Below are 24,065 nucleotides of genomic sequence, written 5' to 3' on the forward strand. Positions count from 1 at the left end.
CAGCTGCGGGCGCTCGCGAGCACCGACTTCGGCGTGCACTCGCCGCGCTGGCTGTCCCGGTTCGGCGCAGACCGAGCAGATCCTGCTGATCCTCTCCGAGCCGCGCCACGTCGCCGTCCGGTCGCAGCAGCACGGCGGGTACGTCCAGTTCCTTGCTGACGTCGACGACGTGGTCGACCCGATCTGCCCAGCCCGCCACCGAGAGGCGGCCGGACTGGTCGAGCGGCAGCCCGCGGCCGCCGTGCGTCGGCTCGTAGAGCGGCCCCGCTTCAGCTTCACGTCCCGCATCCGCCGGCCGAGCAGTTCATGTCCCTCGCCGAAGTCGTAGCGGACCCCGACCGCGGTGATCTTCCCAATCAGGTACCCGTTCAGGTCCTCGAAGTCCGGCCGGCTCACCGACCGGGCACTCGGCTCGGGGGACAGCAGCTCGCTCTGCGCGTGAGTGTCGTCCGGCACGTCGGCGCCCACCGGATGCCGTTCGGTGTGGTCGCTGTCCAGCAGCCCCTCCGACGCCAAGCCGTTGGCCTCGGCGGCCAGCTTCCCGTCGAGGTTGAGCCCTGCCCGCCGGTCGGCGGGAGGCTGAGCCCCGGTCGTCGGCCAGCAGCACCGCACCCGGCCGACCCGGTAGCGCTCGGCCGGCCGCTACGGGCTTTCGGGACGCGGTGCCCATCACGTGGTCACCCGTGCGCGGGGCGCGTTCCGGTGCGGCTGTCGCTCATAAGGTGTTGTCGCTTTGTCACATTTTGCGGCCTTCGACTGTCAATCGGGGAGAGCGTCGAGCAGATCGGAAAGGCAGGCATCGTGGACGTCTACCAGGCGGTCACAAGCCGACGGGCGGTGCGCGGATTCACCGATCGGCATGTCCCGAGGGAGGTGCTGGAGCGCGTGCTGTCCGCCGCGGCCTGGTCGCCGTCCTCATCGAACCTCCAGCCGTGGCGCGTCTACGTGCTGACCGGCGCGCCGCTGGCCGAGCTCAAGAAGCGCACCGGCGAGCGCCTGGCGTCATGCGACCCCTGGGACGAGCCGGAGTACGAGCAGTACCCGCCCGCACTGAAATCCCCGTACCGCGAGCGCCGATCCGCCTTCGGCGAGCAGCGCTACGGCGCACTCGGGATTGCCCGCGAGGACCTGGAGGCGCGCCAGAGGGCCGCCTCCGCGAACTGGGACTGTTTCGGCGCGCCCGCCGCCCTGTTCTGCTACATCGACCGCGACCTGGGCCCACCCCAATGGTCCGACGTCGGCATGTACCTGCAGACCGTCATGCTGCTGCTCCGCGCCGAGGGGCTGCACAGTTGCCCCCAGATGGCATGGGCCAAGTACCGCACGACCGTCGCGGAGGTGTTGTCGCCGCCGGACGAGCTCCTCCTCTTCTGCGGCCTGTCGATCGGCTTCGAGGACGTCACGGTGGGTTACGCCCGTACGGGCCGGGCGCCGCTCGACGAGACGGTCACCTTCGTCCAGGACTAGTGGCTCGTCACGCAGCCTTGGCCAGGTAATCGACCCGCTGCCCGTGAGCCAGCAGACTGTCTCCAAGACCTGATCTTGGAGGTGGTCGTGGGACGTCGACCGAGTGTGTTCGTCCGGCCGGTGAGTATGGAGGAGGGCCGCAGGCTGCAGCGGATCAGCCGGACCGCGAAGGACCCGGTGAAACTCCGCCGGGCGATCGTGGTGCTGATGTCCGCCCAGGGCCAGACGGTCAAGGACATCACCACGCTGATGCAGGTCGGCGAGGACTACGTCCGTGAGGTCATCCACGCCTTCAACGAGCGGGGGTTCGACGCGCTGGACCCAAAATGGAGCGGGGGACGCCCCAGGACGATCAATGACGAGGTGCGCGAGCACATCTGCCTGATCGCCCGGACGTCCCCCGCCGACTGGAAGATCACCGCGTTCTCCACCTGGAGCCTGAGCAAGCTCGCCGACCATCTGGTCAAGCAGAAGGTGACCGCGGCCATCAGCCGGGAGACCCTGCGCCGGATCCTGCGCGCCGGCAAGGTCTCCTGGAAGACCACCACCACGTGGAAGGCGTCCACCGACCCGGAGTTCATCGCCAAGATGCACCGCGTCCTGGCGCTCTACGACACCCCGCCGGCGGACGGGCGGGTGATATGCGTCGACGAGTTCGGGCCGCTGAACCTGATGCCGCGCAAGGGCAAGGCGTGGGGTCCGGTGCGGCGTCCGCGCAGGCTCCGGGCCACCTACAACCGTCACCACGGTGTCAGGCACATGCTCGCCGCTCTCGATCTGGCCACCGGCAAGCTGTACTACCGCATCCGCCCGCGCAAGCGCTGGCGGGAGTTCCTCGACCTCCTCAAGGCCCTGCGCGCCCGCTGGCCCGGTCAGAGGCTGTATGTGGTGCTGGACAACTTCTCCCCGCACAAGCACGTCAAGGTCCGCGCCTGGGCGGCCGACCACCGGGTCGAGCTGGTCTTCCTGCCGACCTACGGGTCCTGGCTGAACTGGATCGAGTCCGAGTTCGCAGCCCTGCGTTACTTCGCGCTGAACGGCACCGACCACCGCAGCCACGACGAGCAGAACGCCGCCATCGCCGCCTACGTCCGCTGGCACAACACTCACGCGGAACCGAAGACCAACTTCGCCCCCGATTCACCGATCCGCCAGTGGACCCAATACCCGGCCAAGGCTGCGTGACGAGCCACTAGCCAGGCCGCTCCCCCGCACTTGGCATCAGCGAAGCAGGTGAGCCCCCGGGAATACCGTCCACGCCCTCCACAGGGACCGAACAGAGCGATCGGCGCCGAGTGGGCCGCGGCCACTCCGCGCTCGGCCAGGCCAAGGCGTCCCGTGCGTGCGTGGGCCGAGGTGAACGGCACCTGCTCAGCGAAGCACAGCGCCGCTGCATGCGATCCAGCGCCGGGAACCTCGCGCTCGGCAGCAAGGACGGACGGCGACGGAAACCGCGACGCATCCGCCGAAGGCAGCAGGCCCGGCCGAAGGTCGCCCTGGTCGGCGGTCCCGCAGCGGGCTGACCGCCAAGATCCACATGGCCGCCGACCGGCGCTGCCCGCCGATGGCGCTTGCCCTGACCGCCAGGCAGGGCGCCGGTGGTCCCTACATCCTGTTGGGCGCGTGCGAGCACGGCGATGGCCCGGAGGAGCTCGGAATCCTCAGGCAGTGGCCCGTGGGCAGCCATGTCGGTCCACGGCGGCAGCCCGCGGCGCCCTGATCGAATCACTGCGGCGCTGATCTCACCAACACGACGGGCGGCCGCACGCTGCGGCGCCTGCTGCCTCCCTGCCCGGGCGCCCCGCACGGCAGCGGCAGCGGCAGCGGCAGAAACGCGATGGCCGGACATCCGCCGCTTTGTCAAGTACCGGCATCTCGGGACTCATACCTCTTGCCCGAGTCGAACATCCTGAGCTCTCAAGTCTCGGTACCGGCATAGGAGGATCCCCATGACCGCACTGGCCAGGGCGGCTGCAATCCGTCTTTCCGCGTTCTTGATCGCTTCCACAGCGATGCTGGCGGCCTGGAAAGGGTCACTGTCGATCTATCCGGAGGTGCTCATCGCTGTGGCGGTGACGCTGATCGTGTCCTTCTTCGTGCGGCAGCGCCTCGCTCAGTACTGGGCGGAGAGCCGATGGGACGAATGGCTCCGAACAGCGTCGGGGCTGGCGTGGCGGGACCGATGGGAACTATTCCGCGCCACGGTGCGGGGGCGGTCCGTGGTCGATCCGCGGCTGGCGGACCTGGCTGTGCAGCGCGCGGAACGGCTGAGCGCATTGCTGGACGCCGGCAAGCCCGGGCGCGACGTGAGCTGGCCCCTGCTCGGTGCGGCCGTCGCCCTGATGACGGCCGGGCTGATGCTGGTCCAGGAACGGGAGGCGTGGTCTATCGTCGCCTACGCGGCACTGCTGGTGATCGCCTGCCTCACCGATCTGCTCGTCAATCGTCGACGTGCCCGACGGGCCCAGCGGTGCATCCGGGTCAATCGCGGACCGGCCGGCATGGGATGACCGCGCTTGACCACAGATCACCGGCAAGGACCGCGGCGGATCGCCCGGTCCGTCGCTCCGGATCCCCCGTCCCCCGGTACCGCAGTGTGACCTCGGCCCAGCCGGCCTCTGCGGTCCGCATCGCCACAACCCGCGCGGTCCGAACAGCGGCACGGACCGGCTGATCCGTCGAAGCCAAGCCGGCTCATCAACGGCCGCGGTTCTCGGACCAGACTCGCTGGATCGTTCTGTAGTCGATCACGGCAATGTTCTCCTGCCGCAGAAGGTCATGGGCCTGCGGCGATGTCAGGAACTCGTCATCCGGTCGGCGCACGAGCCAGCCACCGATGACAGCCTGCGACTCACGACTCCCCGAACTGGGGTGCACCGCCCACTCATTGAGCCCGGCGGGCAAGTCTCACAACATCTGGGCATATCGGGACATCTTTCCTTCGATGTCGAGGGAGAAGCTGTCCAGGAAGTCGTTGTCGGTGACCGGCAGCCCTCTCTGCCGCATCGCCCGGCGCTCTGGCTCCAGTCAAAACCGGACCGCGAGACCGTACTCTGCAGCCAGCCCCACGGTCAGCTCGAGGATGTCGTCGCGCCCTCCATCGGCCAGGCAGTGGAAGTCCAGGTCGCCTCGGCCCCGCCGGCTGCGGTGGCCCGGCTCTCGGAACACCTGCGGATACCCATCGGTGAGCTGCGGTTCTACGGTGAGCGCAAGCAGACGCGGACCGACCACCTGCGGGAGGTGGCCCGGTATCTGAACTGGAAGCCCGCCAAGGCGCTGCAGCTTAAGGAGCTGGACGAGTTCCTGCTCGCGAGGGCGATGGAGCACGATTCGCCCTCGCTGCTGTTCCGGCTGGCGTGCGAGCATCTGGCGGCCTCGCGGGTGGTGCGGCCCGGGGTGGTCAGTCTGCTGGAGCGGGTGGCCACCGCGAGGGCGGAGGCGGGCCGGGAAACCTACCAGCGGGTCAGGCACCTGCTGACGCCGAAGCTGATGACCGAGCTCGACGGCTTGCTGAGCGTGGACCCGGTGATCGGGGAAACGCGGCTGAACTGGCTGTCTACCGGCGCGACCGGGGACTCGGCGAACGCGGTCAAGGGCGAGTTGGAGAAGCTGGGGTTCCTGCGCGGTCTGGACGCCCACGCCCTGGACCTGACCGCGCTGCCCGCCGAGCGGCGCCGGTTCCTGGCCCTGGTGGGACGGCGGCTGACCGCGCAGTCGCTGGACCGGCGTGAGCCGCAGCGGCGGCACCCGATCCTGTTGACGGTCCTGGCGCAGTCGGCCGCCGATGTGCTGGACGAGGTGATCAGTCTGTTCGACCAGGCCGTCTCGGCACGGGAGAGCCGGGCCCGGACCAAGATGCGCGACGAACTGGCAGCCCGCGCAGCCGCGGGCGAGGGACGGCAGGCGCTGCTGGACGAGATCCTGCCGGTGCTGTTGGACCTGGGAATCGAGGACGAGCAGGTCGGTGGCCGGCTGCGGAACACCATCGGATTTGCATTACGCCCACCAGGGCAAGATCCGCGAACGGTTCCTGGCCGGGCAGACCGAGCAGGCGTGGTGCCTGACCCTGCTGACCAACTCGGTGGTGACCTGGACGACGGAGTACTACGGCCTGGCCATCGCCCAGATGCGCGCCGAGGGCCGGGCGGTGGACGACGAACTGCTCGCGCACATCTCCCCCGCGCACAGCGAGAACGTCAACTACCACGGCACGATCAATGTCGAGGTCGACACCGAACTCGCCAAGCTCGACCCGGCCGGCTACCGCCCGCTGCGGCCTCGCCGCCCGGACCAGGTCTGAGACGCGCACTGATCGCCTCCGTCCGACGGGAGGACTGTCCTCCCGCAGCCGGTTGAGGTTCGGTGCTCGTACCCGGCGTAACCCCGTACAAGGGCTGACCGCCCCCGTTGTCCTCGAACAGCTCGCGCGTCGCAGCAGTGCCTGCCGTACGTCGTCCGGGGACAGTACCCGTAGCGGGCTGCCCAGGCTGAGCAGGTATTTGGCGAGCCCGTCCGCGTCGGGGCCGTCCGGGTGGTGAGTGCCGACCGTCGGCGGGACCAGCCGCAGCGCCCGGTCCATGGGCAGCGGGAGGCGGACCGTCACGTACAGCGGGTACGCGCCGCTCGCGATGCCTCGCGAGACAAGAAGTGCTGGATCGGGAGGGTCGAGGAGTACCACCGCGTGCCCGGTCGGCTGCGCCTGCGTCACCCGGTCGGCCCGGAACGTCCGCCACTCGCCCCGCGCCACATCCCGGGCGACGAAGTGCCATCGGCGCCCGGTGTGCACCAGGCGGTACGGGTCGACGTCCCTGACGCTGGCCTTCTCCGCCCGGTCGCGGTACGACAGGCGGATGCGCTCCCCCTGACGGCACGCGGTGGCCAGTTCCAGCAGCATGCCGGGCGCGATCTGCGGCTCGTCGGGCCTGGGTGTGTGCACGAACGCGGCGTCCATCTCGGCCAGCCGGTCCGCGATCCGCGGCGGGAGGGCCTGCCGCAGTTTCAGCAGCGCCGACAGCGCGGCCTGGTCGCTGCCGAGGACGCCGCTGAGCGCGGCCTCGCGCAGGGCAACGGCCACGGCCAGTGCCTCCTCGTCGTCGAGGATCAGTGGTGGCATCCGGGTGCCGCCGCTGAGGCGGTAGCCGCCCCACGGCCCGGGGTCGGACTCGACGCCGTAGCCGAGTTCCCGCAGCCTGGCGATGTCCCGGCGGACGGTGCGCTCGGTGACCTCCATCCGCCCGGCCAGCTCGCCGCAGTACCGGCGGAACCCCGGAAACTGAACGCCGTAGCGGTGATCCCTGCTCGGATACTCCCCGGACCCCATGCTGTGGCCTTCGCACTGGCTGAGCACATGGCGGCCTTCCCGCCGGTAGAGGTGACTTTGCCCTGGCTCCGGCCGGACGGGCCGCCGGTGACCAAGCTCCTGTACTTCACGGGTGCAGAGCTGGGGCCGCTGCGCCGGAACGACTTCAACACCCACGCCTGGAAGCCTGCCCTTGTCGCTGCTGGCGTGATCCCGGAGCGGGGGCCGGGCGAGTCGTACAAGGAATCACGTGAGGACGGCATGCATGCGCTGAGGCACTTCTATGCCTCGGTCCTCCTCGATGCCGGGGAGAACATCAAGGCTCTGAGCACCTACCTGGGACACGCTGACCCTGGCTTCACGCTCCGGACCTATACGCACCTGATGCCGAGCAGTGAGGCCCGTACCCGCCGTGCCGTGGACTCGATGTACCGGACAGCCCGGAAGCCCCCTGACGGCCCAGAGACGGCCCCTGAGGCATGAAAGAGCCCCCGCCCAACGGGAAACCACTGGTCGGGGGCTTCTTCGTGGCTGGGATCGGCTAGTTCTTCTGGAAGTGGCGGGCCGGGTCGCTGGCCTGGGGCCGCGTTCTCGATCGGCCCTCTGGCCCGCTGCTGAGCCCGCGTTGGTCACCACTGAGCGCCCCCGCACGGCCCAGAGACGGCCCGGGCGGGGGCGCTGCCGTGAGCGTCGGAACAGTACCGACCACCGCTTGAGGAGTTCGATCGGGTGTGCGTCTCGGCCCTGTCGAGCGGCCACTTCGTTACGTGACTCCGGCCGTGCCGAGCCGGCCGTGCCGAGCCGCCGGGTGCCGGGCTCATCCGCCGTCGTTGAGGTCATCGTGGATGTCACCCCGTCGCCCCGCCGGCTTCCCGGCCAGTTCCGCCTCATGGGCACCGGGGGCACCCGGGACGGGATCCCGGGTGCCCTGCGGGCCGCTGGTGCGCTGCGGTGTGCCGGCCGGGGGCCGCCGGCGGGAGGTGGGGAGGTCAGCCGGTGCAGCCGGGGACGCTGCCGGGCGGGAAGCAGTTGTCCGGTTCGTTGTCGCGCACCTTGGACTCGTCCAGCGTCACCGTGCCGCTGCCGCTGTTGCGGATGCCGCCGCCGTTGTTTGTCGCGGTGTTGTCGCGCACCTTGGACTCGTCCAGCGTCACCGTGCCGCTGTTGGAGTTGAAGATGCCGCCGCCGTCGCGTGCCGCCGTGTTGCGCTCCACCTCGGAGTCGTTCAGCGTCACCGTGCCGCCGCCGAAGTTGAAGATGCCGCCGCCGTCGCGTGCCGTCGTGTTGTGCTCCACCGTGGAGTCGTTCAGCGTCACCGTGCCGCTGAAGTTGGTGATGCCGCCGCCGTCGACGTTTGTCGTCGTGTTGTGCTCCACCGTGGAGTCGTTCAGCGTCACCGTGCCGCCGCCGGTGTTGCGGATGCCGCCGCCGAAGTCTCTCGCCGTGTTGTGCTCCACCGTGGAGCGGGTCAGTGTCGCCGTGCCGCGGTTGTCGATGCCGCCGCCGTCGTCTGTCGTCGTGTTGCGCTCCACCGTGGAGTCGGACAGCGTCAGCGTGCCGCCGAGGTTGAGGATTCCGCCGCCGTTTGTCGCGGTGTTGCGCTTCACCGTGGAGTCTTTCAGCGTCAGCGTGGCGCCGCCGCTGTTGAAGATGCCGCCGCCGCGGTTTGTCGCGGTGTTGCGCTCCACCGTGGAGTCTTTCAGCGTCACCGTGCCGCCGGCGTTGTTGATGCCGCCGCCGTCGGAGGCGGTGCCGTTGGTGATGGTCAGGGTGGTCAGCCGTACCCGGACGGCTCCGGTGACCGTCACGGTGGAGCCGGCCTGGTTGCCGTCGAGGACCGCGCGCCCCCGGCCGATCAGGGTCAGGTCCTTGGTGATGGTGAAGGGGCCAATGCACCTCCCCTTCACCCGCAGCGTCGCCCCCGGGGCGGCACTGGTGATCGCGGGCTGCAGGGCTCCGCGGTTGCCCTTGCAGTTCACCACGGTGCCGGCCGCGGCCGCGGCCGGCACCGCCCCGACCAGGCCGACCGCCCCTGCCCCCGCCGTCACCACCACCGCCCCCGCCGCCGCCCATCGGCGCCACACCGCCCGGGCTGTTCGCATGAGCATCCGTCTCCTCCTGTTCCCTCTGTTCAGCGCGCGGGCACGTCCGCGCCCGGCTCGCGTCCTTCTGCAAGGAGCGCGGCCTGAACGCCCCACCGTCAGGCATGGGTGCCCCGGCCGGGCGGAAGCCGCCCCGGAGACGGCCCCGTATCCTCCGAACGGCCGGGGACGATGACCGGCGTGGCCCACGGGCGGCGGGAAGCGGGCCGCGCAGAGGGCGGATCGTGGAGACGGGCAAAGCAGCAGTCCGCACGACCCTGCACGGCATCCCGGCGAGTGTTGAGGAACAGCCTTCCCCCTCGATGATGGAGATCTTGCGGGTGCAGGATGGCCGCATCGCCGAGCTGTGGGGCGTATCGACGCTCAACCGCTCAGCGGACGGCAGCGCAACCTCGGACTGATCACGTGTGGGATGCCCTCTCTATGGCGGGGAGTGGAGGATGAGCTGCTCGAATTCGAGCCAGTAACCCAGGCCGCTGCGCGGCAGCCGTGGAGGCGGGAAAACGGGGCGGCGCCGCCCGGGACGCCGATCTCAGCAGTCACTGTTTTCGGACCAGTCGGGACGGAACGACCGTACTCGGACAGCGGCCGAGATCGCTGGAACGCGAAAGCCGGAGTGCTGATGTCACTTGTCTCACAAGCATGGATGTGACACAGGGGCGGGACCGTTGAACCGTGATCACGTTTCCGCAGGTCGGCCAGTGTCAGAACTCAGTGTCATAAGTCTTGGTCAAAACCCGCGCCACAGCGTCAAGTTCTGACACTGTGGGCGGATGGATCTTGCCTATGCCCGCGTCAGTACGACCGCTCAGGACCTCGACCGGCAGATCGACGCGCTTCGCGACGCCGGTATCGCCGAGGAACACATCTACGTCGACAAACGCACCGGCGCGAACATGAACCGCGAGGGTCTGACCGCACTACTCGGCTTCGCGCGGCCAGGCGACCGGATCAACGTGCTCACCCTGGACCGGCTCGGCCGGAACATGCGCGAGACCCTGAACCTCGTGCACGACCTCACCGAGCGCGGCATCTTCCTGCGCACGCTAGGCGACAAGCTCGCCGTGGACACCAGCGAACCGGGGCCCGGCACGGACATGGCCATCGCACTGTTGGCGATGTTCGCGCAGATGGAACGGATCTACATGCTGGAGCGCGCCGCCGGCGCCCGCGCGGCCAAAGAAGCCCGCGGACTGCCCACCGGCCGCCCGGCGAAGCTGAACGCCACCACCCGAGCCGGGGCCGCCCAGCGGATCAAGGACGGCGCGATCCCCGAACAGGTCGCCGCCGAACTCGGCGTCAGCCGCTCCACGCTGTACCGGGAACTACGCAAGCACCGCGAAGACGCCACTACCGAAGCCGTCGGACAGGAGGGCTGACCAGGGAACCGGGCGTATCAGTGCAGTTCAGCGATATCCGTTGTTTTTTCGGCGATTACTACGGGGACCCCGATTCTCGGCGGCCCATCCTGGACGAGCAGGGGGTTCGCGCCGTCCTGGACGGCACGGATGGTGGTTCCTGCCTGAACGAGCCTCTGCACTGCCGTCCGCGGCACGAGGGCTGAGCGACACGGGGCGGGCCCGCCGCAGCACGTGCGACGGGCCCGTTTTCGTAGCCGAGGCGGGATTTGAACCCGCGGCCTCTGGGTTATGAGCCCAGCGAGCTACCGAACTGCTCCACCCGGCGGCCTCCATTGTGGGACGGTGCGGGCACGCACAGCGAACGGTTTTGCGACTGTCACCGCTCAGCAGCTCACCGCGACTACCAGACCCTGCACCAACCCGAAGAGGCGCTACGAGAACTGCGGACATCCGGCGGCGCGCGTAAGCCAAGAGCGCGTCGGTCAGCCGTCGGAGACGTCGTCGCCTTTGAGGTTCTGCAGCACGGCTTCTGACAGGGTGGCCAAGGCATCGAGCTGTCGCGGACTGGCAACCTCGAAAAACATGCGGCGCACGTGGTTCACATGCAGCGGAGTGGCCGCGGTGACAGCGTCACGGCCCTCCTTGGAGAGCGCGACGTACGTGATGGCTACGACGCCACCGCGGATTCACATCCCCTACCGCCGCACGCAGTCGTGGTTCCCAGCAGTTTCCCGCACCAACGGGCCAGGACGGGGCACAGCCACCTCCCGGCCCTTGGCTCATACGCGAATCGGGCAACTGTGGCCACGGGGTCACCATGAGGCCGGGAATGCCGGAGGGGTTGCGGATGGTCGACGTTGCGCCAAGTACGCTCCCGGTCCATGACGCCATCCCCGACGGCCACCAAGCCATCAGATCGCCCGACTCTGCTGTGGGGTGTTTCCTTCACCGCGTTGAGCGTTTTCCTCATCACCTGGGGCCTGTGCTGGCTGAATGCCTACGTGATCAATGATGACTTGCCCAACGCCTGCCACGACCTGCGCAGGCAAAGCTTCCCGCCGGAGGTGGCGTGCGCTTCCATGGACGGAACGCTCACCGGCGCGAATGCGGGGTGGATGGTGGCTCTGTTCTTCGCCTCGCTCGTGGTGTCTGTGATGTTCGTGGCCATGGCAGTGGCACTCACGAGTGTCCGCAAGAGGTGAACCGCACGCCGGGATCGCTTGTCGCGGTACACGGCCGAAGCAGAAGCAGGGATGAAGGGGATCACTTTCCCCGCTTGGCAGGGAGGTCGGTCCTTCGGCTCTGGCATGGTGTGCTTGGTCTGGCGCCTCCGCAGGTAACGGCGGTTACGGCGGGACGAATAGGCTTTGTCGCCCCGAGGTGATCGGGCCGAGCACGTGGGTGTGCGCCTCCTGGCCGAGGGATCCAGCACAGGGATCAGCTGCGGGGCGTCGCCCCCTCGCCGGGCGTGATGACGAAAGCAAGCGGGTGGGGGTGTCCCCCCGCGACTACGGCAGGCAGCCGAACGCCTGAGGCGCCCGCAGCGCAGAAGAGGTCACCCGCCTGCGCCGCAGACACGCAAACACACCGATCCCCGCCACGCGCAGTCGGGCTCACCGACCCGCCGCAAACAGTTGGGCTCACCGGCTCGGCGGGTGGGGCGGGGGGTGTTCCCGTGCGGCGGTCAGCCGAGCCGGCGGCCGTCGCGCATGAGGGCGCGTCCCCGCAGCTCGTTCGCCTCACGCCAGGCCTGGATGCGCCGTGGCCGGATCAGGAAGTACTGGCAGGGCTCGTCGACCTCGCGTGGGTCGAAACCGGTCTTGGTCGCGAACGCGTCGCGCGGGTCAGGGGAGAGGTCGGCGACGCACCGGCTCGGCGGTGCCGTCGACGACGTCGCGGATCGGCCCGAGGCTGAGTCGCACCCGGCCGTCCGCCAGCAGATTGCGGCAGGTGGCCGAGGCGCGTGGCGTCGAGATGAGGAACGCGGTCCCGTCCCAGAGGTAGGAGAGCGGGATGAGGTGGACGCCGCCCGGGTAGCCCGACGTCGCGACCCAGAGATCGACGTCGCTCTCCAGTTTCGCGCGAGTGTCCCGCAGCGTCCCCTCAAGTCCATGCGGCGGCGCGACCGTCATGCTTCGTCCAGCCATTTCGTGGGGATCCCGTCCTTCAGAAGACGGGCTCCGTCGGTCATCGGTCGGTTCACCGGGGCCGCGGCAGGCGTGTCAGCTCGGCGTCCGGCACCGCCCCGAGCCCGGCGGCTGCCGTGTGATCGGCGACCAGGCGGGGCAGGCAGCAGTGACACATCAGGGCGTGGGTGCCGGCAGGGCGGCCTCCCATGCGAACCCGTCCGGGTCGGTGAAAGGCCCGGCATCGCCGCCGATCGCGAGCCGGTGCGATCCGGTGCCGTCGGGAGAGACGCCGACGTCCTTGGCAAGGGCACGGCGCCGGTACAGCGCCAGCTTGACGGGACTCGACCCAGCAGCGAACTCGACGTACATGCGGCCGAAGCTCTTCGCCACGGCAAGGCCTTGGTCGACGTAGAACCGCTTGCTCACGGCCACGTCCGCGACTCCCAGCAGGAGCACGATCTCGTCGACCTGCCGGGTGGCAGGGCCGGTGTCCTTCTTCGCCGAGGTCGCGACCTTCCAGATCGTCCCGTCCGGGGCTTGTACGACACCGCCGTAGCCCCAGAGCGACTTCGCGGCCGGCTTCAGCGGCCTGGCGCCGGCGTCGAGGGCGGCGTCGATGAGGTTGTCGACGGTGCCCGGCTGGGACACCGTGAGCGCCAGCGTGAACCCACGGAAGCCGGTTGTGGGTGCCTCCGAGGCCCGCAGGCGTATCTGCGTGTCCAGACCGAAGGCGGCGGTGTAGAAGCGGTTGGCGGCCGTGGGGTCGGCCACGTCGAGGGTGACGGATTCGATGGATGCCATGGCCATCACGCTAGTTGCGGCTCGACCACCTGGGCTTCTTGATTCCTGATCGGTCTTGTCAGCCGTATTGCCACACACGGCGGCGTCCTCGCCGCAGCGCCTGTTGCGCGGCGCCGGTAGGCGCTGGGCGGCATGCCGACCAGCTCGGTGAAGCGGGTGCTGAAAGTGCCCAGCGATGAGCAGCCGACCGCGAAGCAGACTGCGGTGACGCTGAGGTCGCCACGGCGCAGCAGCGCCGCCGCGCGCTCGATGCGACGTGTCATCAGGTACGCGTTCGGCGACTCGCCGTAGGCCAGCCGGAACTGGCGGCTGAGATGCCCGGGGGAGAGGTTCACGCCGCGGGCGAGCTCCTCGACGTTCAGCGGCTGCGTGTACTCCCGGTCGATCCGGTCGCGGACGCGGCGCAGCCGCGCGAGGTCGCTCAGGCGCTGCGCCGCGGTGCGTGCGCGCGCCCACGAGGGGTGACACATCAGGGATCTCCTCTTCATCGATGTCCGCGGGCACCGGGGTTGCATGCCGAGGTGGGCGGGCGGCGAGGTGCTCGATGGCGATGACCGGCCTGCCGGAGCCGACGAGCAGGCCGAGCAGGCCGAGAACCTGCTCGACGGCCGCGGTCGGAGGCCGTTGGTCGGCTCGGCGGGGATGTGGACGCCGCCCTTGTGGGCGGCCCGGGTGCGCGCCTCGGCCTCGGCTGCCGACATCGCGAGCATCTCTGCGATGGTGCGGCAGCCGAGGGGTGGTCGAGGACAGCGCCGGGAGGCGCCGGCCGCCGAATTCTTCGCAGGTGGTCGTGACGTCGGCCATCATGGCGCGATCGATGACCGGACGGCTCAGCGAAGCTCCTGGATGCGGACCAGGTTGCCCGCTGGATCGCGGAAGGCGCAGTCGCGGATGCCGTACGGCTGCTCGGTCGGCTCCTGGACGACCTCGGCGTCGCCCGCCTGCACCTTCTCGAAGGTGTCGTCGAGGTCGCGGGTGGCCAGCAGGATCCAGCCGTAGGTGCCCTTGGCCATCATCTCGACGATGGTGCGGCGCTCGTCCTCGGTGACCCCGGGGTCGGCGGCCGGCGGCGCCAGGAGGATGGACGTGCCGGGCTGGTCGACGGGGCCGACCGTGATCCAGCGCATCTTGCCCTGTCCGACGTCGCTGCGGACCTCGAAGCCGAGGGTGTCGCGGTAGAAGGCCAGGGACGCGTCCGGGTCGTCATGTGGGAGGAAGGTCGTGTGAATGGTGATGTCCATGGAGATCAGGCTAGGTGCGGCTCCGTGACCCGCGCTTCTCCAATCCTGATCGATCTGGCCACCTGTTTCGCCGCACACGGGCGCATCCCCGCCGTCGCGCGCACCGCCGGTGCCGCGTCGCCCGGGATCTCCTCGACCGTCTCCCCGGTGATCACAAGCCGGGACAGGGCGTGCCCCTCAGCCACCGGTCACCGGTTCAGCTCCGCGTTCTGCTCCCGGGTGCGCTCTGCCCGCTCCCGGGCCGTGGCGTCCCGACCGGACAGCGAGGCGACGCGCCGCCGAGGCGGTTCGGCCGGTCGACGAGCGAATGCGACGGCGGCCCGTGAGGCCCGCCCGACGCTCGATGCGAACGGTCGGTCCGGCACGGTCCGGGCCGAGGGAGTCGTCGGCTCGTGGGAGATTCCGATTGGTTCGAACGGGCCGCGGCGCTCAGACCCAGTGGCGTCGAGCTGCCGCGACACCGGCGCCGAACCGGTTGGTGGTGCCCAGCTCTGCGTACAGGTCCTGGATCCTCCGCCGCAGTGTCCGTGTCGAGATCCCGAACTGGCGGGCAATGGCGTCGTCCTTGACCCCGGCGGCGAAGAGCGCAAGCAGGTTCCGCTCATCGTCAGTGGGTTTACGCGCCTGGTCGCCTTGGGTGGACGGACCTGGTGACGGCAACGACTCGGCGTCGGGGCCACCGCTCAGTGAGGGCGCAGTGGCCCAGTAATGCTCGAAGAGTTCGGTCAATGCCTTCAGCAAGGGGGGTGCTTCGGTGTAGAGGCACTCGCTGCTGTCGGCTGACAAGCTCAGCGACACCATCGCGGCCGACCGGTCCGCCATCGCCAATTTGATGGGCAGCGCCGGCGCGACCCTGGCTTCTTCCCCACGCGACACAAGACTGCCCAGCGCCTGCCAGCCGCTTTCGGCATCGAAACTTGCAGCCGCGTAGACCACACGCACCCGCACGCCGCGCCGGACCGCCGCCTCGTCGAGTGGTCCGTTCGGAGCCAGCAGGAACGGAGGGCGGTCCATGGCGCAGATCTCGGATCGGGCAGCCTGCTTCAAGCGGTAGTAACAGTCACCGACCGCCTCCGGACCGCTGATCGTCCTGGTGGCGGGTTCGGCCGTACTGGACCGCATGGCGTCGTCGAAGATCGCACCCAGCGGCCCCGCCGCCTCCCGCACGGCAGCGAGCTGACGCTCGCGTGACTCCACCAGTGTCCGCAGCGCGTGACGGGGATCCACCGTGAGGAACTCCCCCGAGGATCTACGACTGACCAATCCGGAGTGGTGCAGACGCTCGAGCAACGCCAACGTGTGCTCGAAGCTCATTCCGAACGCCGCCACTATGTTGTCGACAGTCCCGCCACCGCGCACCAGCAGATGGCGATAGACGGCCTCCGCCTCTGTATCGAGTCCGACCAACTCCAAGGGTGCGTCGCTTTCCGTCATTGCTCCCCACCTCTGACCTTTGCCCGTGTGATGTCGATCAGGAAGATACAAGCCGTGGTGTCGGCCGGAGGTACAAGCCCCGGCCGTCGGTTGCCTCCCGTCGAGGTCCCTCGATCCGCTGCCGTCGCGGCGCCGCAAAGGACGACATCTTCGATGGATTCGACACACGGCTCCGGCTACCGGGACGAGAAGCCCAGGGCCGGGACAGCAGGCCGCAGGCATGCGGGCTGAACACCCGGAGCGTCATGGCTGCTGCAGCGTCCGGCCGGGCTGCAGACGAAGGCACGAAGGCTGGTGTGACGATTCGGCAAAGGGACAAGTGACCTGCATGTTACGGCCGTTGCGGGTTGCACAGGACAACGGCGGACGGCTTGCACGTCTGGGCTTCGTTGGTAGTCCGACAACTCCACGCCTTGCAGCATGTCCTGTTCGGAGATCATTGCGCCGACTTGCGTCATGTCCACTTGGTGACGTGGCACAGAAGTGCCAAAGCGCTGACTTTACAGCGCTGCGAACGGATGGCTGACTGCCAAGGACTTCTGCACACCTAGTTCGTGAGGTTCTCTTGCGTATGCCTCCGTCCCGCAGACGCGGGTTGACATCCGCCGTCACCGCCCTGGTGGTGCTGACGGCCACCGGTCCTGCCGCGTCGGCAGACGCCGCTCCGACGTCCCCAACGCCCACCGCAACCTCCGCCGCCCGTCCGGCGATCGCGCGTACCGTCACGCTGATCACCGGTGACAAGGTCACGGTGACTGCGAACGGCGGCAGGCACTCGGTCACGTCGGTGGCCGACCCGCAGGGCAGGACCGGTGGCGCTCGCGTCATGTCGGTCGGTGACGACATCTACGTGTATCCCGACGCGGCGTTGCCCTTCATCGCGTCCGGCGCGCTGGACGAGCACCTGTTCAACGTGACCGAGCTGCTTGCGGACGGCTACGACGACGCGCGCAGCGACCACCTGCCGCTGATCGTCACCTACACCGACGCGGCGGCCCGCTCCCGGACCATGAAGACCCCGGAGGGCGCCAGCAGAACCCTGGCCCTGAGCAGCATCCAGGGCGCGGCGATATCCGCGAAGCACACGCGGGCGGCGGACTTCTGGGCTTCCCTCACCGGTGCCGGGGCGGCGTCCGCGAGGGCGCGCTCGGCCGGGTCGGCGCCGGCGGCGCTGGCGGGCGGCATCGCGAAGGTGTGGCTGGACGGAAAGGTCAAGGCCACGCTGTCCGACACCACCGCGCAGATCGGCGCGCCCGAGGTCTGGGCGGGTGGGAACACCGGGCAGGGCGTGGACGTCGCGGTGCTGGACACCGGGATCGACGCCGCTCACCCCGACTTCGCCGGCCGCATCAAGGCGGCGGAGAGCTTCGTGCCGGGGGAGGACGTCACCGACCGGCAGGGCCACGGTACCCATGTCGCCTCCACCGTCGCCGGCACCGGAGCCGCGTCCGACGGCAAGGAGAAGGGCGCCTCTCCGGGCGCCGGGCTGCACATCGGCAAGGTGCTGAACAACTTCGGCAGCGGCCAGGACTCCTGGGTCCTGGCGGGCATGGAGTGGGCCGCCCGGGACCAGCGGGCCAAGGTCGTCAGCATGAGCCTGGGCGGCAAGCCCACCGACGGCACCGACCCGCTCAGTCAGGCGGTGAACCGGCTCAGCGAGGAGACCGGGGCGCTGTTCGTCATCGCGGCGGGCAACTCCGGCCCCGCGCCGTACAGCGTGGGCGCCCCGGGAGCGGCGGACGCCGCGCTGACGGTCGGCGCGGTGCACGGCCCGGGCAAGGGCGTGGATCAGCTGGCGTCGTTCTCCAGTCGCGGCCCCCGCGTGCGCGACAACGCCATCAAGCCCGACCTGACCGCCCCGGGTGTGGACGTGCTGGCGGCGCGCTCACAGTACGCGGAGCAGGGCGAGGGCGCCTATCAGACGATGAGCGGCACCTCCATGGCGACACCGCACGTCGCGGGGGCGGCGGCCCTGCTGGCCGCCAAGCACCCGGACTGGACCGGTCGGCAGCTCAAGGATGCCCTGGTCAGCACAACCGCGAGCACGCAGCGGTACAGCGCCTTCCAGGCCGGCAGCGGGCGGCTCGACGTCGCCGCCGCCGTGAAGGCCACGCTGGTCGCCTCCGGGTCCGCGTTCGCCCAGGCCCACTACCCGTACACGCCGGGCCAGACCATCCGCAAGGACGTCACCTACACCAACACCGGTGCCGAGCCGGTCACCGTGGACCTGTCACTGAGCCAGGACCAGCTGCCCGAGGGCCTGTTCACCCTCACCGACTCGCGGCTGACGGTGCCCGCGCACGGCACCGCCGTCGTCGGCGTGATCACCCATCTCGACGCGGCGGATGACGATGCCGCCTACTCCAGCCGGCTCACCGCGACCGGCGCCGACGGCACGGTCCTCACCCGCACGCCGGTCGGCGTGAACAAGGAGGGCCGGCGGGTCACGCTGTCGGTCACGGCGAAGGACCGCCACGGGGCCGCCCTGCCCGGCACCCTCCTCCTCAAGGACGTCGAGCGCAACACCGCGCCCAAGATGTACAACATCGACGCCTCTGGCCGTATGACCCTGCGCTTGACCCCAGGCACCTACTCGGCGTGGATGAACGCCGACGTGCCCGGCATCGACGGAACGCACGCCCTGGGCTTCGCCATGTTCTCCGCGCCGCAGATCGACCTCGACGCCGACCGCACCGTCCGCTTCGACGCCGCAAACCTGCGCAAGGCGGCTGCCTTCACCTCGCAGCCGACCGCCAACCAGTTCATGCGGGTGGACCAGTACCGCACCAACCGCGACTTGTTCCCGTTCATGGACAGCTACATGCCCGAGCTCTGGCGGTACGACAGCCTCTGGGTGACCCCGACGCCGAAGGTGACGAAGGGCACATACATCTTCGCGACCCGCTGGCGGCAGATCCAGCCGCCGCTGACGTTCTCCTCCGGCTCGCAGACCTACGACGACGTCGTCGTCCAGAGCCTTTCCCCCGCGCTGCCGGAGGGCACGGGCAGCTACCAGGCAGTCTGGGCCGGCGACGGCTCGGCGGCGGACTTCCGCAAGCTGAAGGTGCGCGGCCAAGTGGCGGTCGTCCGCCGCAGCGACACCGTGCCCGCCCCGGAGCAGGCCGCGGCAGCGGCGAAGGCCGGTGCCAGGCAACTGCTGATCCTCAATGACGGCTACGGAAAGTTCGACCCCTGGGCACACCTGCCCGAGGGCGCCCCGCTGCCGGTGGCCTCGCTCGGCACCGACGACAGCACTCAGCTGCTCAGCAGGCTCCGCAAGCCCGGCACGGCGACGCTGAAGGTGGTCTCGCACCCGTATCCGCGATACCTGTACGACCTGGTCCGCCACCACGACGGGGCGATCCCCCAGGATCCGTCCTACCGGCCAGGCCCCGGCGAACTGGCCCGGATCGACGAGGAATTCCGCGACACCAAGCAGGACAAGGCCGTGCAGTGGCGCGTGGACGTGTCCCCCATCTTCAACTCCTGGACGCTCACCTGGCCGACCCCGGTACCGGCTCAGGGCACGCTGACATCGTGGGTCTCTGCCGGCGCCGACGCCCACTGGATCTCCGCCGCCGCCATGCCCGACCTCGGCCAGAGGGGCCAGGCACGCTCGTACAAGCCGCGCAGCACCACCCGCGAAACCTGGTTCTCACCCATCCAGCACCCGCGGCTGCTGCACGACGACGGCATCAGCTGGCAGGCTCCCTACCGGGTCGGAGACATCATCAGCACGTCGATCACGCCGACATGGGGGGACTCCGGCGGTCACGGAGGCACCGCCTGGGTCGACGGCGGTACGTCGAAGATCTCCCTCTACCAGGGCGACCAGCTGCTCGGCGAGGAATCCGACGAGCGGATCATCGCCGTCGAGGAGCTGTCACCCGACCCGCTGCCCTACCGGATCGTGATCGAGGCCAAGCGGAACCTGCCCAACAGGCCGTACTCGACCCGCACGCGCACCGAGTGGGGATTCACCTCCGGCACGACGGACCACACGGTCCTCACGCCTCTGCCGCTGGTGCAGCTCGACTACGCGGTGGCCACCGACCTGTCCGGCAAGGCGCACCGGCGGACCGGGCTGACGGTCACCCCCTCGCACCTGAAGGGAACGGCGGGCGCGGGGGCGATCCCCACGGTGACGCTGGAAGTGTCCTACGACGACGGCGTCACGTGGCGCCGGACGACGCTGCGGCAGTCGGGCGGCGACTGGAAGGCACAGCTCGACGCGCCGTCCCGGGCCCGCTTCGCGAGCCTGCGCACCACCGCTCGGGACACGGAGGGGAACAGCGTGAGCCAGACCCTGATCCGCGCCTTCGGCCTGAAGTAGTGACGGCGGGCGGCTGACGAAACGGCCCCTGTCCGCGGTGGCCACCGCGGACAGGGGCCGCATGAGGGTATCCGGGTCGTTTCTCTCACAAAACGATCTTGGACGCCTCGTACTCATACCCGCATGCTCCCTTGGACACCGAAGGCCGCGCTGATGCTCACCGCGGCGGATCGTGCCTGAGAGCGCAACCGGCCCCACAGGCACGGACGTTGCCGCCGGGCTCGGTTTCGAGGCGCATACTGTCACCGGGGAGCCTCCCCCGCTGGTAGTAGGGAGCCGACCCGAGGAACAACGTCTCGTCCCACTCCCAGCCATCAGACATGCCGCCAACCCACCTCTTCTGACGCGGACGCGCGCCCGCCGCGACGATCGAACCACCCGCCACCGTGAGAATGCGTGGGAGCCGGCCGAGTTCAGGATTCTTCGGCTTCCGCCGGTCCGGATCCCAGGTGGCGCCGACCCTGCCGGCGCGCCTGCAGGTTCTCGGCGGGAGCTGCGGCCGGGTCGGCCGCCGCCCTCTCCGCGACGGTACGGCCACGGTCGGTCCGAGGACTTGGGGCCAGCGCGGAGTCGAGGCGAGGGCCGGTGCCCAGAGGGCGGCGAGAGGTGCTCATCCGCACATCTTCCCCGCCGTCCAACGGCCGGTGGTCATGGGGTGGCCCGGTGGATGAGCTGTCGATCCGGGCGGCGCGGCGCTCGACGTCCAGGACGTGCCAGATCCGGCCACCGGCAGGGCCCTCGATCTGCCGGCGTTCCACCGTCTCACCGCGACGAGTGCCGTGGACCGGCCTCGCCCTTGAGGGGGTCGGTCCGGGCGGCCGGGGTGGGATCGGCGCGCAAGAGGATCCAGGCGGCGGGGTGTCGGTCGCGGCCTGGGTACCCAGTTGCTGCCGGCCTCGGGCGGCCTCGCCGTTGACGCATCGGATGTCCCGTCCCAGCCTTCACCGGGCGGCGCGGCCGCGCTGCCTCTTGCTCTGCGGGTGATCCAAATTCGGCGACTGCTCTGCATTCCCGGCCGCGCCGTTCACCACACCTCCCGCGCCTGTAGCAGGCGTTGTTCTCCAGAACGAGCGCAGTTCGTCGACGAGCGCGGCAGGGCCGCTCGCGGCCCTTACCACCACGGTCCTGGCCGGCGCCCGTTCGGTGCGGTCGGCGCGCACGCAGCCCGACGTCGCGGTGAGCTCGCCGTAGCGTGGTGATGATGAGGGGCCGGGGCCGCCGGCATCCCGATCACAGTGCCGCTTGCCCGTTGGTGATGGCCTTCGGGTGGTGGCGGATGTCGAAGTCGGGACCCCGCCATCCACAAGGAAGCCCAGCGAAACTGCGTCCGCCGGACCGAGCCGGCACGCGACGGTGCAGGCGCGAGGGTGCCGCGAACGCTCACCGCAGGTCCCGCGGTTGTGCGCCCTCCCCGGTGGTGGCGAGCATGATGAGCAGCAAGGCGATGTCGTCCGTCCGGGCGGCGGTTTGCCGTGCATGGTCGATCAGAGCTGTGGCGAGCTTGTCCATGGGCTGGGGCCGGGCCTGGGCGAGCTGGGCGGCGAGCCCGGCCATGGCGGCGTCCAGGTCGACCCCGGGAGTCTCGACGAGCCCGTCGGTGTACAGGGCGAGGACGGTACCGGGCGTCAGCGGGATCTCGGTGGAAGGGTAGTCCGCGTCGGGGTCGATGCCGAGCAACAGCCCGGGCGGCAGGGTCAGGACCTCGGCGTGCCCGTCCGGGTGGCGCACCACCGGCGAGAGATGCCCGGCAGTGGCCAGGACGACCCGGCGGCGTGCGAGGTCGAGACGGGCGCACAGGCAGCTGACGAAGCGGCCCGAGTCCATGTCGACCAGCTGGCGGTTGGCCTGCGCGAGGACCTGCGCCGGCGTGGCCCCGGTGGCGGCGTAGGTGCGGATGGCGGGGCGGATCCGGCCCATGAGTGCGGCGGCGGTGACGTTGTGGCCCTGGACGTCTCCGATGATCGCGGCCGCGGTGGTGCCATCCACCCGGACCAGGTCGTAGAAGTCGCCGCCGATGTCCATGCCGCGGACGCTGGGCAGATAACGGACAGCCACATCCAGTCCGGGAAGGTCGGGCAGCGAGTCGGGGAGCAGAGCCGCTTGCAGGGTCTTCGCGAGCTCTTGGGCGGTGTCGTACAGGCGGCCCCGTTCCAGCGCCTGAGCGATCAGTCCCGCGAGTGCGGTGAAGACGACCCGCTCGTTGTCGGAGAAGGAGTGGGGCCGGTCGAAGGCGAGCACACACGAGCCCAGCGGGCGCCCGGAGGCGATCAGTGGCAGAAAGGCCCAGGCCTGCAGACCGTCCAGGCGGGGGGCAGGCGGGTAGGTCCCGGCCAGCTCCTCGAAGGTGGCGAAGAAGGCCGGCACGCCGGTGGCAAGGATCTGGACCGCGGGTGCCGGATGGGTCAGCGGCGCTCCGTCGATGTGCTCCAGGAGCCGGGGGCTGTATCCCCGACAGCCGATGATGCGCATTCTGCCGTCCTCGGCCGCGAGCAGGGCCACGGTCCGGGCCCCGAAGGCCGGCAGCATCTCGGCGGTGACCAGATCGACCACATCGCCCACGCCCACGGCTTCGGAGAGGGCCGCGGCCAGGTGCAGCACCCGGTAGAGCTCGCCCAGGGCGATCGGCTCGCCTTGGAACGTCTCCGTCCTGGCGGGCGCTCCCTGCGAGGCCACGCCCGGACCGGTCGGCGAGATGCGGACGCTCACCCCGGATCCGTCGGGGTAGAGCTCGAAGGCGAGCCACCGGTCCGGCGGGAGCATGGTGGTGAAGTAGCCGGGCTTCCGACTGACCACGGCTGCGCGGTAGCGGTCCTCGAAGGCCGGGTCGCTGCACCAGGACAAAGACTGCCAAGGGCGCGTGCCGATCAGATCGGAGATGCCGGCGCCGAGCAGGTCGGCGGCGGTGGCGCTGACGTAGGTGAACCTGCCCTCGAGGTCGAGGGAGCAGCTGCCCTCCGGCAGCCGTTCGACGAAGTCCGCGGCGGCCAGCGCCTCGGCCGGGTCTCGCTTCCGCGCGGGAGGCTGCGGCAGCGTGCGCGGTAGCGGTGCGGGACCGACGGCGTGGCCGGTGTCGGCGGCGTCACGCAGGAAACGCCCCAGGCGCCGGCAGACGGCACCGACCCGCTCGCGGCTCGGACCGGCGGGCCCGGCGCCGTCGGAGACGGGCCAGAACAGCAGCAGCGTGCCCCAGGCCGTGGTGCCGGTGAGGATCGGCGCCGCGGCCACCGCATAGTGGTACGGCAGGGCGATCGCCGTGCGCGGGTAGCGACGGGCGAGCTCCTGGGGGTGGCCGAGCCACACCAGCCGCCGCTCGCGCACCGCCTCGGCCACCGGAACGGGGCTCGACAGCGCCACCCCGAACCAAGGCGCGAGATACTCCGCCGGCATGCCGGCGGTCACCTCCAGCCGCAGCGTCCGCCCGTCGGACGCGAGCAAGAAGACCGCTCCCGCATGCACGCCCGTGTCACGCACGGCAAGCTCCAGCAGTCGGTCCAGCTCAGCCCGGTGTACCGACCCGCCGGCGGGCGAAGGGGGGCGGGACCCGTATGGCTGCGCAGCGCCGTCGTCCACTGTCGCGCACATACCAGCACCGTACGTCCGCACCGGCCGACCGCGCGCGGGAGGCTCGGGGCGACGCCGTTGCGGCACTCGGGAGCGCCCTGTGATCCCCGTGACAGCAATGAACCCCGTGGCTCCCGGAGTGAGCACTTCGTCGGACAGCGGTGTGCTCCATACGCCGCCCGCGCCGAGCGCGAGGAGAAACGCGCTGACGGACCGCTTCCTGTCGTCGACCGTCCCGTGAGGACCGGGATCGCGATGGCGACGACGGGCGCGAGCAGCCGCCACCACAGCGGGCAACGCTGCAGGCAGGCGATCCGCACAACACCCGGCCGAGCGG

Annotated in this window: 14 protein-coding genes, 1 tRNA gene and 6 pseudogenes; 9 read left to right on the forward strand and 12 right to left on the reverse strand. The window is 70.0% G+C overall.

Annotated features, from left to right (window positions below; translation table 11 throughout):
* Positions 1–70: 70 nt before the first annotated feature.
* Positions 71–642, reverse strand: a pseudogene (locus tag ABT078_RS25315) (aromatic-ring hydroxylase C-terminal domain-containing protein); the annotation flags it as partial.
* A gap of 159 nt (positions 643–801) precedes the next feature.
* Between ABT078_RS25315 and ABT078_RS25320 the strand changes: the two are divergent.
* The 3 genes from ABT078_RS25320 (at position 802) to ABT078_RS25335 (ending at position 3,977) form a co-directional block, all read left to right on the forward strand.
* Positions 802–1,467, forward strand: a complete 666-nt coding sequence (locus tag ABT078_RS25320; RefSeq protein ID WP_351231435.1) for a nitroreductase — start codon at positions 802–804, stop codon at positions 1,465–1,467.
* A 126-nt stretch (positions 1,468–1,593) separates the two neighbouring features.
* Positions 1,594–2,652: an IS630 family transposase gene (locus ABT078_RS25325; RefSeq protein ID WP_351231534.1), complete on the forward strand. Its 1,059-nt coding sequence runs from the start codon at positions 1,594–1,596 to the stop codon at positions 2,650–2,652.
* Positions 2,653–3,416: 764 nt separating this feature from the next.
* On the forward strand, positions 3,417–3,977 hold the full coding sequence (locus ABT078_RS25335) for a hypothetical protein (RefSeq protein ID WP_351231437.1): 561 nt from the start codon (positions 3,417–3,419) through the stop codon (positions 3,975–3,977).
* 187 nt (positions 3,978–4,164) lie between these two features.
* Here ABT078_RS25335 and ABT078_RS25340 read toward each other — a convergent pair.
* A pseudogene (locus ABT078_RS25340) lies at positions 4,165–4,590 on the reverse strand (polysaccharide deacetylase family protein); the annotation flags it as partial.
* Between the two features lie 24 nt (positions 4,591–4,614).
* Between ABT078_RS25340 and ABT078_RS25345 the strand changes: the two are divergent.
* Positions 4,615–4,833 (forward strand): annotated as a pseudogene (locus tag ABT078_RS25345) (DUF4158 domain-containing protein); the annotation flags it as partial.
* A gap of 436 nt (positions 4,834–5,269) precedes the next feature.
* Here the strand turns inward: ABT078_RS25345 and ABT078_RS42790 are convergent.
* Positions 5,270–6,787: a helix-turn-helix transcriptional regulator gene (locus ABT078_RS42790; protein WP_502981312.1), complete on the reverse strand. Its 1,518-nt coding sequence runs from the start codon at positions 6,785–6,787 to the stop codon at positions 5,270–5,272.
* Here ABT078_RS42790 and ABT078_RS25360 point away from each other — a divergent pair.
* A pseudogene (locus ABT078_RS25360) lies at positions 6,767–7,249 on the forward strand (tyrosine-type recombinase/integrase); the annotation flags it as partial. The gene ABT078_RS42790 and the pseudogene ABT078_RS25360 sit on opposite strands and share 21 nt — an antisense overlap.
* A 506-nt stretch (positions 7,250–7,755) precedes the next feature.
* Here the strand turns inward: ABT078_RS25360 and ABT078_RS25365 are convergent.
* Positions 7,756–8,868 carry a right-handed parallel beta-helix repeat-containing protein gene (locus ABT078_RS25365; RefSeq protein ID WP_351231441.1) on the reverse strand — a complete coding sequence of 371 codons (1,113 nt, stop codon included), beginning with the start codon at positions 8,866–8,868 and terminating at the stop codon, positions 7,756–7,758.
* Positions 8,869–9,092: 224 nt separating this feature from the next.
* Here ABT078_RS25365 and ABT078_RS25370 point away from each other — a divergent pair, with 224 nt between their 5' ends.
* Together ABT078_RS25370 and ABT078_RS25375 are read left to right on the forward strand one after the other, a co-directional pair.
* Positions 9,093–9,269 (forward strand): hypothetical protein, encoded by a 177-nt coding sequence (locus ABT078_RS25370; protein ID WP_351231443.1) that lies wholly within the window; start codon positions 9,093–9,095, stop codon positions 9,267–9,269.
* Positions 9,270–9,641: 372 nt separating this feature from the next.
* Positions 9,642–10,247, forward strand: a complete 606-nt coding sequence (locus ABT078_RS25375) for a recombinase family protein (protein WP_351231445.1) — start codon at positions 9,642–9,644, stop codon at positions 10,245–10,247.
* Between the two features lie 233 nt (positions 10,248–10,480).
* On the opposite strand, the gene ABT078_RS25380 is transcribed toward ABT078_RS25375, so the two are convergent.
* Positions 10,481–10,554, reverse strand: a tRNA-Met gene (locus tag ABT078_RS25380).
* Between the two features lie 556 nt (positions 10,555–11,110).
* Here ABT078_RS25380 and ABT078_RS25385 point away from each other — a divergent pair.
* The gene (locus ABT078_RS25385; protein WP_351231540.1) at positions 11,111–11,431 is read left to right on the forward strand and encodes a hypothetical protein; all 321 of its coding nucleotides are present in this window, start codon (positions 11,111–11,113) and stop codon (positions 11,429–11,431) included.
* An 86-nt stretch (positions 11,432–11,517) separates the two neighbouring features.
* On the opposite strand, the pseudogene ABT078_RS25390 reads toward ABT078_RS25385, so the two are convergent.
* The 6 genes and pseudogenes from ABT078_RS25390 to ABT078_RS25415 all read right to left on the reverse strand — a co-directional run.
* Positions 11,518–11,729, reverse strand: a pseudogene (locus ABT078_RS25390) (transposase); the annotation flags it as partial.
* A gap of 184 nt (positions 11,730–11,913) precedes the next feature.
* Positions 11,914–12,361 (reverse strand): annotated as a pseudogene (locus tag ABT078_RS25395) (pyridoxamine 5'-phosphate oxidase family protein).
* Positions 12,362–12,532: 171 nt separating this feature from the next.
* Positions 12,533–13,159, reverse strand: coding sequence for a glyoxalase (locus tag ABT078_RS25400; RefSeq protein ID WP_351231447.1), 627 nt, complete (start codon positions 13,157–13,159; stop codon positions 12,533–12,535).
* Positions 13,160–13,164: 5 nt separating this feature from the next.
* Positions 13,165–13,629 (reverse strand): helix-turn-helix transcriptional regulator, encoded by a 465-nt coding sequence (locus ABT078_RS25405; protein WP_351231449.1) that lies wholly within the window; start codon positions 13,627–13,629, stop codon positions 13,165–13,167.
* A 360-nt stretch (positions 13,630–13,989) separates the two neighbouring features.
* Complete coding sequence (locus ABT078_RS25410; protein WP_351231451.1) at positions 13,990–14,400, reverse strand: VOC family protein; 411 nt, start codon at positions 14,398–14,400, stop codon at positions 13,990–13,992.
* 429 nt (positions 14,401–14,829) lie between these two features.
* Positions 14,830–15,834 (reverse strand): LuxR family transcriptional regulator, encoded by a 1,005-nt coding sequence (locus tag ABT078_RS25415; RefSeq protein ID WP_351231453.1) that lies wholly within the window; start codon positions 15,832–15,834, stop codon positions 14,830–14,832.
* Between the two features lie 595 nt (positions 15,835–16,429).
* On the opposite strand from ABT078_RS25415, the gene ABT078_RS25420 reads away from it, so the two are divergent.
* Positions 16,430–20,167 (forward strand): S8 family serine peptidase, encoded by a 3,738-nt coding sequence (locus ABT078_RS25420; RefSeq protein ID WP_351231455.1) that lies wholly within the window; start codon positions 16,430–16,432, stop codon positions 20,165–20,167.
* Between the two features lie 1,380 nt (positions 20,168–21,547).
* Here ABT078_RS25420 and ABT078_RS25425 read toward each other — a convergent pair.
* The gene (locus ABT078_RS25425) at positions 21,548–23,638 is read right to left on the reverse strand and encodes a SpoIIE family protein phosphatase (protein ID WP_351231457.1); all 2,091 of its coding nucleotides are present in this window, start codon (positions 23,636–23,638) and stop codon (positions 21,548–21,550) included.
* Positions 23,639–24,065: the final 427 nt, after the last annotated feature.

The sequence above is a fragment of the Streptomyces sp. NPDC002133 genome, assembly GCF_040296405.1.
GTDB lineage: Bacteria > Actinomycetota > Actinomycetes > Streptomycetales > Streptomycetaceae > Streptomyces.

Coding starts and splice junctions, on each gene's coding strand:
- ABT078_RS25335 (WP_351231437.1), top strand. CDS start 3,417: ATGACCGCACTGGCCAGGGCGGCTGCAATCCGTCTTTCCGCGTTCTTG.
- ABT078_RS25385 (WP_351231540.1), top strand. CDS start 11,111: ATGACGCCATCCCCGACGGCCACCAAGCCATCAGATCGCCCGACTCTG.
- ABT078_RS25410 (WP_351231451.1), bottom strand. CDS start 14,400: ATGGACATCACCATTCACACGACCTTCCTCCCACATGACGACCCGGAC.
- ABT078_RS25400 (WP_351231447.1), bottom strand. CDS start 13,159: ATGGCATCCATCGAATCCGTCACCCTCGACGTGGCCGACCCCACGGCC.
- ABT078_RS25405 (WP_351231449.1), bottom strand. CDS start 13,629: ATGTGTCACCCCTCGTGGGCGCGCGCACGCACCGCGGCGCAGCGCCTG.
- ABT078_RS25375 (WP_351231445.1), top strand. CDS start 9,642: ATGGATCTTGCCTATGCCCGCGTCAGTACGACCGCTCAGGACCTCGAC.
- ABT078_RS25415 (WP_351231453.1), bottom strand. CDS start 15,834: ATGACGGAAAGCGACGCACCCTTGGAGTTGGTCGGACTCGATACAGAG.
- ABT078_RS25325 (WP_351231534.1), top strand. CDS start 1,594: ATGGAGGAGGGCCGCAGGCTGCAGCGGATCAGCCGGACCGCGAAGGAC.
- ABT078_RS25365 (WP_351231441.1), bottom strand. CDS start 8,868: ATGCGAACAGCCCGGGCGGTGTGGCGCCGATGGGCGGCGGCGGGGGCG.
- ABT078_RS42790 (WP_502981312.1), bottom strand. CDS start 6,787: ATGGGGTCCGGGGAGTATCCGAGCAGGGATCACCGCTACGGCGTTCAG.